This window comes from Gracilimonas tropica DSM 19535 (genome assembly GCF_000375425.1).
GTDB classification, from domain to species: Bacteria; Bacteroidota; Rhodothermia; order Balneolales; family Balneolaceae; genus Gracilimonas; species Gracilimonas tropica.
Window position 1 is genome coordinate 61,995 of the sequence record NZ_AQXG01000001.1, and the last position, 12,924, is coordinate 74,918.

Below are 12,924 nucleotides of genomic sequence, written 5' to 3' on the forward strand. Positions count from 1 at the left end.
TTCTTTGGATGAGATTCTGTTGCTCTGTTTTGAGGTCATTCAATGAGATATAACAGTGGGAACAGGAAGATCCAGATGAGGTCAACCAAGTGCCAGTAAAGGCCGGTGATCTCAACGGGAGTATAATATTCGCTGCTGAAATCTCCGCGTACAGCACGTCGGTAGATCCAGTAGATCAACCCAATACCGATGAGCACGTGCAAGGCGTGAACACCAGTCAGCATATAGTAAATGCTAAAGAAAATAGGGGCTTTAGCATGTTCAAGTCCTTCGAAGGTATAAAACTCGCCCGGGAAAATACCAAGATGGAACTTATGCGAATACTCGAAACCCTTGATCACCATAAACACAATAGCCAGCGCAATGGTTATGAGAAGATTGATCTTAAGTCCTTTGATTTGATCTTTTTGTACCGAACGAATGGCCATGGCTACCGTTAAACTACTTCCGATCAGTACAACTGTGTTAACCGCTCCCCAAAAAGTGTTGAGTTCGAGGGCTGCTTCGGTGAACAGTTCCGGATACCATGATCTGTATACAATGTAGGCGCAGAAGAGTCCGCCAAAAAATAAGATTTCGTTTACAAGGAACACCCACATTCCCATTTTGGCAGAATCAAATTGCTGATCGGCATCAACAAAATGATGTTGCACATGAGTTGGATGTGAAGTCGAATGATTCGCCATTACTTCCCGAGTTATAGTATTGTTTAGGTTAAGTTAGTTGAATAATGTGTTAGTTCGTTACTTCTTCAGCAGCGGCTTTTGCAGCATGACTTGGCTCATGGCCATTGTGATGCACATCTGCCAAACCCAATTGAAATTCTTCCATAGGTTTATGGTAGTCGTAGGGTCCGTTGATGATAACCGGTGTATGGTCGAAGTTATGCAGATCCGGAGGGGAGGTAGCCTGCCATTCAAGACCTCGGCTTCCCCAAGGGTTTGAACCTGCTTTTTCTCCTGAAAAAAGAGAACGAAGCAAATAGAAAGCGATCAACAAGAAACCAACACCGAGGATATAGGATCCAATGGTAGAGGTTTGATGGAAGATCGTAAACTGATCAATGTAATTATAATACCGGCGCGGCATGCCTTGAGAGCCCATAATGAATTGAGGCAGGAAGGTCATATTGAAACCGATAAAGATCAAAGCAGCACCGATCTTAGCTTGAAATTCATTGTACATCTTACCGGTCATCTTAGGCCACCAATAGTGGAGTCCGGCAAGCAGCGCAATCAATGTTCCGCCCATCATCACATAATGAAAGTGAGCAACCACATAGTAAGTATCATGCAAGTGAATGTCGGCAGCCAGTGAGCCCAGCATAATACCGGTAAATCCACCAATTGAGAACAGGAACAGGAAGATGAAGACATACAGCATAGGGGTTTTCATCTCAATGGAACCTTTGTATAGCGTAGCTACCCAGTTAAGGATTTTGATACCGGTTGGAATTCCCACCAGGAAGGTCAGGAATGAGAAAACGGTTGTTGCAACGGCAGACTGACCGGAGGTAAACATATGGTGTCCCCACACCAGGAAGCCGATGAATGCAATGGCCAAAGATGAAAGCGCGATGGCCCAGTAACCGAAAATATGTTTTTTGGAGAACGTGGTGATCACTTCGGAGATGATTCCAAATCCCGGAACGATCATAATGTATACGGCCGGGTGAGAATAGAACCAGAAGAAGTGCTGGAATAGAACCGGATCACCGCCCATAGCGGGGTCAAAGATCCCAATCCCCAGGAAACGCTCCATGGTAAGAAGAAGGAGTGTGATCGCCAATACCGGAGTAGCCAATACCTGAATAATACTGGTAGCATAAAGTGCCCAGATATTAAGTGGAAGCTTACCCCAGGTGATACCCGGTGCACGCATCTTATGTATGGTGGTAATGAAGTTGGTTCCCGTCAAAATGGAAGAGAAACCAAGAATAAAAACCCCTAAAGTTACCCATATCACACTGGACGAAGAATCGGTACTGTAAGGGGTGTAGAAAGTCCAGCCGGTGTCGAGGCCATTGTTAGCCAGGGCAATAAAGGTAAAGATGGCACCGATCACATAGATGTAGAAACTGGCCAGGTTAAGCCTTGGGAAGGCTACATCTTTCGCTCCAAGCTGCATGGGAAGCACAAAGTTGCCCAATGCCGCAGGGATGGATGGAACCAATACAAAGAATACCATGATAGCCCCGTGCAGGGTAAAAAACTGGTTATATGTATCAGCCTCGATGAAGGTTTTTGCAGGAGTGAGCAGTTCCGTTCTCAGCAACAAGGCAAGAATTCCGCCAAGCAAAAAGAAAAAGGTAACCGACCCAAGATACATGAGCCCGATCTTCTTATGATCAACCGTGGTAAGCCATGCCCAAAGTCCTTTTTCCTCTGTTAAAAAAGTACTTTTTGGATCTTCAGACGGCTTGAACCGCTTTACTTTTAATGTTTTTGTATTTGATACTTCAGCAGTGGCCATATTATTCTTCTAAAGTTTTGATGTATGCAATAATATCAGAAATGTCGTCGTCACTCAGTCGGCCTTCGTAACTTACCATTTGGTTTTGATATCCTTCTACGATCTTGGCAGAAGGGTTCAGAATAGATTCTCTTATATAATTTTCATCAGCAGAAACCGAGGCTGCGCTTTCAAAGTTGCGCTCTTTGCCCCAAAGCCCTTGCCAGGTTGGGCCGATTCCATCCGAACCATCCATGGAGTGGCAGCTTGCACAGCCTTGGAGCCCAACCAGTTGCTCGCCCCGTTCTTCAGGAGTTCCTCCGCCGCCGGTTCCTTGTTCTTCCAGCCAGGCTTCAAAGTCGTTCTCGGTGTGTACGATCACTTTTGCTAACATATTGGAGTGAGAGGTTCCGCAATATTCGGTGCAGAATACCTGTGATTCGCCGGTTTCATCGGCCTGGAACCATACATAGGTATATCGGTTTGGCAAAACGTCTTGCTTAATTCGGTAATCAGGCACAAAGAATGAATGAAGTACATCCTGAGACTGCATCACCAGTTTGATGGGACGGCCTGCAGGAACGTGCACTTCGTTACCGACCTGTGCCCCGTTCTCATATTTAAAGGTCCAGCCCCACTTGTAAGCGGAAACGTGAATTTCGTAGGCATTATCTGGAACCGTTTTAAGGTTCAGCCATCCTTTATATCCCCAGCCAAAAACAACAAATACAAGCAGGAGGGGAATAACCGACCAGGTGATCTCTAATTTGTTATTGTGGGTGATAAGCGGTGTTTCATCGTCTTCAGATCGGCGGCGGTACTTGATAGCAAAATAGATCATTGCAATCGTAACACCGGCAAGAATGATAAAGCTGACGATATGGATAAAACCCATCAGCGCATCGGTAGTTGCTCCCGTCATCGGAGATTTAAGTTCCGGGAGCATGAAATCAAATAAACTGCCCATTAGTTAAAATCAGTTTTTGAGGTTGGTTTTTTGCGTTTTTCGCGAAGCCATAGCACGGTCAGGAATATACCGAGAATTATCAGTGTAGCCAAGCCGCCAAGCTTCATAATATTAATTGCCACCGGCGCATAACTGCCGGATTCAGGATCGTATTGGTAACAGTACATCACAAGTTTGTCGATGGTATTACCGATCTGTCCATCTGCTGCCTCATACAAGGCATTGCGTACATTAAATTCGTCGTAAGTGATACCGTAAAGATAACGAGTGATCTTGCCTTTGGGACTGAGCAACATAATGGCCGCAGTATGGGCATATTCTCCGGTTTCCTCTACCTTTCGATATTGAAAGCCGGTTGCTTTCGTTACTTTTTCGATATTTGATTTTGAGCCGGTCAAAAAGTACCAGCCGGCTTTCATTGTTGAATCTTCGTCGCCGAGATAATTTTCTTTCGATCTGGCGGCCAAGGCTACATCTTCTTCAGGATCTATACTGAAAGAGATGATGATAAATTCTTTTCCGGGCTTCCAAACCAGATCATCTACTACATCCGATACACCGTCCAAAACCAAACCGCAAAGCATCGGACACTCATAATACAAAGGGTTTAACAAAACGGGCTTTCCTTCCACAAGAAGATCCCCAAGCTGCACACTGTCGCCGTTAGATGTTGCAAATCGGGCATCCAGCGGGATGGTGTCTCCCAACTTTTCGTCGATGCCAAGATCTTGCAGCGCATCCGGTTCTTCACGATTTACCTGCGCTGAGGCAGGGGGTGAAAGCAGAAACACTGCGAGCATGCATGTTGCAAATGCCGACAGTGCGGGAATTTTCATGATGAATAGGTTTTATTAGTCAACAGCAATTCTACTAATTGCACTGTCAATAGGAATTCTATAAATACCTTCTTCGAGGTCAACAACGCCAAAGCTATTAAGCTCTTGATCTTGTTCTGCTTTTAGTTCTTTTACTTCTGAAAAGGTACTTTGAGCAGACACTTCTTTCTGAGTTTCAAACAAACTGTATTGTGAGAAGTAGATCAATCCGACAACAAAAATGACGACCAAAGCGGTTCCGAGGGTGGACCAAAAGATCAACTTGGAATAGTTTAAGGTGTCACTCATTACACCATGTCCAACCGCTACCGCAAATTCCTCATCATCTGTTGAAATTTCAACGTCTTCGGTCAGGTCCTCATCTGATGCGGCAGGTTCAGTGGTGAATATTTGGGAAGCTTCATCTTGCAGTTGGGCAGCCCAGGCAATTACCTGATCTTCAGATACATCGTATTTCTCTGCGATCTCTTTGATCACAGATTTACCCTGCGATACTGCTTCAAGAGCTATTTTTGCTTTAAATTCTGAACTAAACTTATCTGACATCGGTCGTTTCGATTATTGGTGATATGATTTAGAGAGGCAATCTTCAAGCTTCGGATCGTTCTTTGGCACCATATCATTTTGTTTGAAGGTGTTAAAGAATAGTCCGAAGAAAATACCTCCTAATCCGAGGAAGGCTGTGATATCCATCCAGCTAAAGTGGATTCCATGATCATAAAGTACAGGCATGGCGATCCAGTAAATTTCTGCAAAGTGAATGACAAGTACCAAGACAGATACAATTCCAAGTACCGTTCTGTTTTTCTTGGCTTCACGGTTCAGCAACACCAAGAAAGGAAGAGCAAATCGACCAATCAGCAGGCTGTAGGCTATATATTCCCAGCCTCCTTCAAGCCGGTGATAGAACCAGAGAGTTTCTTCCGGAAGGTTGGCATAATAGATCAACAAGAACTGTGAGAAGGCGATGTATGCATAAAAAACAGTGAAAGCAAAGAACCAGGCACCCAAGTCATAGATATGAACTTGTCGGATGGTGCTGGTAAGAAGGCCTTTTTTCTGAAGGTAAAAGACCAGAAGGATCATAACCGGCCAGAATGCCTGGAAACTGATCGCAAAGAAATAAACACCGAACATGGTAGAAAACCAATGTGGATCAAGGCTCATTAACCAGTCGAAACCGGCAAACGCCACAGAAAATGCAAATAAAAGAATTCCCGGGGCACTGAATTTTCGCAGTAAGCTTGTAAGTCCCCAATCGTTGGTTTGATCCATTTCAACAGATACTTTATGCAGCTTATAGCCGAGGAAACCCCAGATTGCAAAATAGATAAATTGCCTGATCACAAAGAAAGTAGGGTTCAGGAACGCTGATTTACCGTAAATGATCTTATCAAACTCTTCAGCTCCGTATTCCAGCAGTTCAGGATGGCTCCAGTGATACAAATTATGAATACCAATGAGGATCGGGATCACAAAAAGCCCCCAAAGCCAAATTTTGGAAGTAAAAGACTCTGCAATACGTCGGAACACCACTCCCCAGCTCGATCTCGTAATATGGTGCAACATCACCATAATAAGGGCTGCAAGGGCAATTCCGGTAAAAAAGGTAAAGCTAACCAGGTATGAAAAGAAAAACTGATCAGCATCAAGGAAATAGCCAACAAGGGTGGCAATTAATCCAACGGCACCCAGTCCAAACAGGGCACGGGGAACTTTGCTGTCGGCTGGAAATTGTAAAGAATCTGTTATTGAAGGCTTATGACTCATTGTGTAAGTGTATTAAGCAAAGTTCTTAGTTATCAAGATTTTTGATGTACAGGATGATGGATTCGATCTCCAGGTCAGACAAATAGCTGTAAGAGGCCATCACCCCTTGTTGATAGTCCACGGATTTTTTGGCTTCGGGTTCAACGATGGATTCCCGGATATAATCTTCATCTTTAGTGACCGTGATGGTTTCACCTTCAGCGGTTACAACTTCTCCTTCGCTGCCATATAGACCGGACCATGTTGGGCCAATACCGGCTGAACCATCTTCACTGTGGCAAGCTGCACATCCATTGCCGGCAATTACATCGGCACCCATAGATACGGAAGCTTCCATTGTTTCCTGGGCCGCTGCTTTCGCTTCAGCTAAAGAATCAGCTTTGGCTTGTTCCTCGGCAGCCTTTGACTGAAGTGCAGCAAGATCTACATCATATTCTGCCATTTCCTCTTCAGAGATATTCTGGCTTTCCTGCAAGGCCCGCACGTAGGCCACAATAGCCCAACGGTCTTCAACAGGTATTTGAGAAGCATAAGAATACATGGTTCTCACTCCGTTGTAGATAGCAGAATAGATCTGCCCGTCCGGAGCTTCAATAAGTCGCTGGTCATGGTAAGAAGGTGCCGGAACAAATCCATAACCGCCCTCCATGATAATTCCGTTGCCGGCTCCTGTTTGACCGTGACATGGAGTACAGTAAATTTCGTAGCGTTCTTTGCCACGATATAGGAATGATTTTGTAAGATCCACAGGGATGTAGTCTATGTAATCACCGTTCTCATCAACTCCTTCGTAATAAGCAACATCTGTTTTGGCTAAGCCACGGGCAATAGTTCCTTCTACCGGTTGACGCATAGAACGTCCGTCATCAAAAAAGTTATTGACTTCCTGGGCTTCCTTTCGCGGTTGCTGATCCATATTCAAGTTTGGATGGACCGGCGGTTTTTCTGAAAGTTGTCCCTGGCAGGCCGTAAGCGATATCCCGATCGCAACTAATCCCGCCGTTTTTAATAAACCTTTAAAATTCATCCCTGAACGTGATATTTGTGAATTTTTCTTATTCATAAACTTCCTCAATGTGAGTAGCCCCGGCTTCTTCGAACAATTTCTTTACTTTGTCAGCTTCGAACATGTCATCTTCAGCTTCAATACAGGCAAAGAAACCGTCATCGGTTGCTTTCTTAAAACGGTCTACATTAAAAAGAGGATTGTGAAGTTTTGGAAGTCCGTTTAGGAAGAACATTCCAAATACAGCTCCAAAGGCTGATAACAGCACAGTAAGCTCAAAAGTGATAGGTACCCAGGCCGGAGCGTTGAAAAAGGGCTTACCGCTAATATTTAAAGGGTAATCAATAACAGCCATGTAATACATCATTGATACTGCACCTGCAAAACCAAGGATGGCATGCCCAAGCACGATCCACCCCAGTTTTGATTTTTTCAAATTCATGGCTTTATCCATTCCATGAATTGGGAAGGGGCTAAAAGTATCAAACTTGGTATAACCTGATTTCACCATTTTTTTGGCTGCATCAGTAAGCTCTTTGGGGTTTCTGAATTCGGCTAAGATGCCGTGCAAATTTTGATTTTCTGTACTCATATTCTTTAAACCTTCTGAGATTGAGGTTCAGGTACTTCTACTTTTGGAGCATGATATTCGTTGGTTTCCTCATCATAATTATGAGGATCTGCCTTAGGTATTACAGCTTTGATCTCAGCGAGAGCAACCATTGGAAGGAATCGCAGGAACAAGAGGAACATAGTAAAGAAGAGTCCAAATGTTCCTACATAAGTCAAAACATCCCAAATGGTTGGGGAATAGTAATCCCAGCTTGAAGGCAAATAATCGTTAGCCAGCGAAGTTACCGTAATTACAAATCGTTCAAACCACATACCGATATTCACCACAATGGAAATAAAGAAGGTGAATCCGACGCTTGTTCGTAATTTCTTAGACCAGAAAAACTGAGGTGAGAATACATTACAGGTCATCATTGCCCAGTAGGCCCATGCATAAGGTCCTGTAGCTCTCAAAATAAAGATCGCTTGCTCGTATTCAACGCCACTGTACCAGGCAATAAAGAATTCCATGATGTAGGCAAAACCTACCATAGTACCGGTGACAAGGATCACGATATTCATTTTTTCCATGTGATCGTTTGTCATGATGTCTTCCATGCCATAGATCTTTCTGGCAACAATCATAAGGGTCAGCACCATCGCAAAACCGGAAAAGATCGCACCCGCAACAAAATAGGGTGGGAAAATTGTGGTGTGCCATCCCGGGATCATGGAAACGGCAAAGTCAAAGGATACAATGGTGTGTACGGATAATACCAGTGGAGTAGCCAAGCCGGCCAGAATCATGTAGGCTTTTTCATAATTCCACCAGTGGCGGTTGGAACCGGTCCATCCAAGAGAAAAGATACCGTAAGCTACCTTTCTGATCTTATCGGTAGCTCTGTCGCGGATCGTGGCAAGGTCGGGAACCAATCCAACATACCAGAATAACAGAGAAACAGTAAAATAGGTGGAAACTGCAAACACGTCCCAAAGCAGGGGAGAGTTGAAGTTCGGCCACATGGCCATTTGGTTAGGAACCGGGAATACCCAATAAATTACCCAGATACGACCAACGTGAATAGCTGGGAAGACCCCGGCACACATTACTGCAAAAATGGTCATCGCTTCCGCAAATCGGTTAATGGCGGTACGCCAGTCTTGCCGGAAGAGGAAAAGGATCGCAGAAATAAGGGTTCCGGCGTGACCAATACCTACCCACCATACAAAGTTGATGATCGCCCAACCCCAACCAACGGGATTGTTAAGGCCCCAGATTCCGGTTCCTTCCCATATCAAATAACCAATAGCCGCTACCATAACCATTAGCAGGGCATTGGCTCCTATCATGGCTAAGTACCATGCTTTTGGAGTGGGTCGTAAATTTATATCAGTAACCAGTCGTGTAAGGCTCGAAAAGTCATGATCGCCTTTTACAAGAGCGGGTTCCGGTACGTATTGGTATTTACTCATGTTTTGGGTGTATTCCTGATTAATATCTTAAGCCAAAGCTGGGTTTGGATTCGTAAGTTTTGCCATATAAGAGGTACGTGGACGTGTGTTCAGCTCTTCCAGCATCTGGAAATTACGTTCGTTACGCTTCATTTGAGCAACCACGCTGTTATCATCGGTCAGATCGCCGAAATAGATCGCGTCAGCAGGACAAGCTTGCTGACAAGCAGTCTTAACGGTGCCATCAGCCGGTTTTGGTGAACCGGTTTCTTTTTTGGCTTCGATCTTGGCGCGGTTTACACGCTGTACGCAATACGTACATTTTTCCATTACCCCGCGGAAGCGAACGGTTACTTCCGGGTTCATCGCCATTTGGATGATATCCGGATCGTCGCCCGTGGTTAAATATTCTTTTGGATAGTTGAAGAAGTTGAAACGACGCACTTTGTACGGACAGTTATTTGCGCAGTAACGGGTACCGATACAACGATTATACGTCATTTGGTTCATCCCATCTTCACTGTGAGTGGTTGCCGCAACCGGACAAACCTGCTCACATGGAGCCAACTCGCAATGCATACATGGTACCGGTTGGTGAACCGCTTGTGGAGAATCAGCATCATCGCCCACATAATAACGGTCGTTACGGATCCAATGCATTTCACGGCCCCGTTTAACTTCTTTCTTACCGATGACCGGGATATTGTTCTCACTTTGACAAGCGATCACACACACACCACAACCAAAACAAGAGTTAAGGTCGATGGCCATTCCCCATTGTGGTTCATAATCAGGGAAGGTTTGCTCATCAAACAATGAGATAGGACCGTCTGTGTCGCCATTTTCTTTAGCTTCAGCCAATCCCGGTACAGGATAGGTATGAACCGATTCGAAAGAAGCGAAATCCGGATTATCTTTGTATTCGGAAAGGGTAGCTTGCCGGTACATATCACGGCCTTCAAGGCTGTGATGATCCTGAACACAAGCAATTTCGTAGGTTTCGTCCGTTTTGGAGACATTTGCAGAAGCAAACAACATATTGGTTGTTCCTCGTAAAGGATAAACATCTACGCCGCCGGCAGTGTAATCAACATAAGAGCTGGCAACACGACCAATACCTTCGCGACCGTATCCGGTTGTGAGGGTAATGGCATCATCAACATGCCCCGGTTGGATCCAGGCTGCAATCTTCAGTGACTTACCATTAACGGTGATCTCTACAACATCAAAATCATCTTGTCCTGCTCCCGGTTCTTCGATTCCGAGGCTCTTAGCTGTTGCAGGACTCATCAACGCCACATTATCCCAGGTTACTTTGGTCATGGGATCAGGAAGTTCCTGAAGCCAGCCTAAATTGGCATAACGGCCATCATAAAGTGTAGCATCCGGGCGAATCACAACTTCCATGCCCGAAGTGGATGATACGTTTGAAACAGCCCGATTCATGGCAGCGTTAAACCCACTGCTCAGGCGAACATTCACTGCATCAAAATTATCAGTAGTGTCAATACCATCATGTAGGATATTAGTCCAGCGATTATCGAAACCGGAGTTGTAATATCCACGGAAGGTATTTTGCACCAGATCGTAACCGGAAGCCAGAGTTCCGGATACAATGGTATTCAGGAATTCAATTTCACTTAAGCCGTCATGTAAAGGCTGGATCTGAGGCTGAATCACGGAACGTGCGCCTCCATAAGAAAATCCATCGCCCCAGGCTTCCAGGAAGTGAGCACGATTTACGTGCCAGGTTACTCTCTTGGCCGTCTCATCTACATAATCGGAGAGATTAACAACCGTTTCGACGTTTGAGAGTGCATTTTCAAAATCAAGGTCAGCAGGGGCGGTGTGAACCGGATTCACGCCCACCATAACAACCGTGTCAATGTTGCCGGCTTTCATATCAGCAACAACATCAGCAAAAGCCTGATGGTTGTTTTGATCATCAATATGTGGAGCTTCCAGATAATTGACGGTGCTTCCAGCATTACCTAATGCCTGGTTAATGGCCGCAACTGCAGCATGAACTTCCGGGGTGTGCTGGAATCCTGCGGTAAGTGCTGAAGATCCGGCATTTGCAGCTAATTCATCAGCAAGTACTGTGATCCATTTATGATCAGAAAATTGATTTGAATATCCGCTAAAAGCTCCCAATCCATTGATTCGGGAGGAAAGAGCAGCGGCAAGTGCATAGGTAAAGGCTTCAATTTCGCTGGCCTTCACTTTCAGACGGTGATCAGCATAAGAACCGGTAAGCGTAAAAGAATCCTCAACGGCATACACGCGGTTCATCTCACCATTGGTGTCTGTCACTTTTCTTCGGGAGGATACTTGTTTGGCATATTCCACACTATTTGGATGTGTAGACGCCATAAAATCATCATTCAAGGAAACGATGACATCTGCATTTTCAAAATTGTAATGGGTTCTCAGGCGCTGACCAAAAGCAATTTGATTTCCTTCTACTACATTGTCTTCTCCAAAAGGCTCATAAGTAATCCAGGAAGCATTACTAAATTTGGAAAGAGCTTGTTGCTTTATACTATTGTAGGTAGGGGAAGAGTTTGCTTCAGAGATAAAAGCTATGCGCTGACTGGTATTTGCAAAATGAGAAGCTGCAAAAGCTGCAAAATCATCTTTGGTCGAGCGGTTGCCATTATATAAAGGAGAACGAGAACGGTCAGGATCATATAAGCCAAGTATGGCCGCCTGATTGAAAATACTGGTTCCGCCTTTGCTGGCAGGGTGAAGGTCATTTCCTTCTAATTTGGTAGGCCGTCCTTCATGGTTTTCAGCAATAAGTCCGACTAAATTACCCTGAACCGGCATAGAGGTAGCATAATACAAAGGTATGCCCGGCACTACATCTTCAGGTTGTTTAGAGTATGGAAGGATCTTTTGAACGGGACGACGACAGGCAGCAAGTCCGGCTAATGCTACGGATGCACCCATCACGCGGAGAAATCCACGACGAGATACACCATCTGTTAATTCTGTGGCATTTTCAGGGAACTCACGCTCAGCAAACTTCTGATATTCTTGGTTGTTCGCCAGCTCTTTTAAGCTTTTCCAGTAAGTGGTTTGTTTAACTTCGCTCATCTGTTGATCTGTAATTTCTGAATCCTTCATTATTAATAATGACAACCCTGGCAGTAGGTTGGAGCATGAATATTCTTTTTATCTACCAATTCGCGTCCAATTTCTAATTGATTCTCAACTTTATATCCCATGGTCGTGACTTCATCGACGGGACGAATGTATTTTTCCGGCTCACGGTGGCAATCCAAACACCAGCTCATACTAAGTGGCTCTGCCTGATATACAACTTCCATCTTATCAATACGTCCGTGACAGCTTTCGCAGCCAACTCCAACGGTAACGTGAGCAGAGTGATTGAAATAAGCATAATCGGGTAAATTGTGTACCCGAATCCACTCTACGGCTTTGCCGGTTTCCCAACTCTCGCGAATTAGATCAAGGTTTTCCGGATTCTTTCCTTTAACCTGACTGTGACAGTTCATACAAGTTTGGGTAGCCGGTATGTTGGCTTGCTTGGAATCGAATACGCTGGTGTGGCAATACTGACAATCCAATCCAAGTTGATCGACGTGGAGTTGGTGACTGTAGGGAACAGGCTGTTCCGGAGCATAGCCAACGTCAGTAAATTCAGGAGAGAAGAAATACCAAACGCCAAAAATAATAGCATTCAGCGTTACGATTAATCCAATTAAAATTTTTCGGGGAACCTGATTTGTCCACTTTGGGAAAATCTGCGCCATAAAGATTGCTGATTTAGATTAAGGTAAAGAGCATGAATGCTCCCGTTCAAAAGCCGCGCAAATCTATCAATTTTTTCGATCTTAATTGAATAAAAAGGATGAACTATCTTT

At 44.6% G+C, this 12,924-nt stretch carries 11 protein-coding genes; all 11 read right to left on the bottom strand.

Annotation, left to right across the window (positions count from 1 at the left end; all coding sequences use genetic code 11):
- Nucleotides 1-35: 35 nt before the first annotated feature.
- Genes B151_RS0100340 through B151_RS0100390 form a run of 11 tightly spaced genes read right to left on the bottom strand, consistent with a single transcriptional unit; the run spans nt 36 to nt 12,813 of the window.
- Complete coding sequence (locus B151_RS0100340) at nt 36-686, bottom strand: cytochrome c oxidase subunit 3 family protein (RefSeq protein WP_020401589.1); 651 nt, start codon at nt 684-686, stop codon at nt 36-38.
- A 49-nt stretch (nt 687-735) separates the two neighbouring features.
- Nucleotides 736-2,472, bottom strand: coding sequence for a cytochrome c oxidase subunit I (gene ctaD, locus B151_RS0100345; protein WP_020401590.1), 1,737 nt, complete (start codon nt 2,470-2,472; stop codon nt 736-738).
- 1 nt (nt 2,473) lies between these two features.
- Nucleotides 2,474-3,418 carry a cytochrome c oxidase subunit II gene (coxB, locus tag B151_RS0100350; RefSeq protein WP_020401591.1) on the bottom strand — a complete coding sequence of 315 codons (945 nt, stop codon included), beginning with the start codon at nt 3,416-3,418 and terminating at the stop codon, nt 2,474-2,476.
- The gene (locus B151_RS0100355; protein ID WP_020401592.1) at nt 3,418-4,254 is read right to left on the bottom strand and encodes an SCO family protein; all 837 of its coding nucleotides are present in this window, start codon (nt 4,252-4,254) and stop codon (nt 3,418-3,420) included. The genes coxB and B151_RS0100355 overlap by 1 nt, the downstream gene beginning before the upstream one ends.
- Before the next feature lie 15 nt (nt 4,255-4,269).
- Nucleotides 4,270-4,800 (bottom strand): transposase, encoded by a 531-nt coding sequence (locus tag B151_RS17595; RefSeq protein ID WP_020401593.1) that lies wholly within the window; start codon nt 4,798-4,800, stop codon nt 4,270-4,272.
- Nucleotides 4,801-4,812: 12 nt separating this feature from the next.
- Nucleotides 4,813-6,024, bottom strand: coding sequence for a hypothetical protein (locus tag B151_RS0100365; RefSeq protein ID WP_020401594.1), 1,212 nt, complete (start codon nt 6,022-6,024; stop codon nt 4,813-4,815).
- 25 nt (nt 6,025-6,049) lie between these two features.
- The gene (locus B151_RS0100370; protein ID WP_020401595.1) at nt 6,050-7,087 is read right to left on the bottom strand and encodes a c-type cytochrome; all 1,038 of its coding nucleotides are present in this window, start codon (nt 7,085-7,087) and stop codon (nt 6,050-6,052) included.
- Nucleotides 7,080-7,622, bottom strand: a complete 543-nt coding sequence (locus B151_RS0100375) for a DUF3341 domain-containing protein (protein ID WP_020401596.1) — start codon at nt 7,620-7,622, stop codon at nt 7,080-7,082. Before B151_RS0100375 ends, B151_RS0100370 begins: the two co-directional genes overlap by 8 nt.
- A gap of 5 nt (nt 7,623-7,627) precedes the next feature.
- Entirely contained in the window at nt 7,628-9,055 is a 1,428-nt protein-coding gene (gene nrfD / locus B151_RS0100380; RefSeq protein ID WP_020401597.1) for an NrfD/PsrC family molybdoenzyme membrane anchor subunit, read from the bottom strand.
- A 27-nt stretch (nt 9,056-9,082) separates the two neighbouring features.
- Nucleotides 9,083-12,133 (bottom strand): TAT-variant-translocated molybdopterin oxidoreductase, encoded by a 3,051-nt coding sequence (locus B151_RS0100385; protein ID WP_157470626.1) that lies wholly within the window; start codon nt 12,131-12,133, stop codon nt 9,083-9,085.
- A 32-nt stretch (nt 12,134-12,165) separates the two neighbouring features.
- On the bottom strand, nt 12,166-12,813 hold the full coding sequence (locus B151_RS0100390; RefSeq protein WP_020401599.1) for a cytochrome c3 family protein: 648 nt from the start codon (nt 12,811-12,813) through the stop codon (nt 12,166-12,168).
- Nucleotides 12,814-12,924 lie beyond the last annotated feature (111 nt).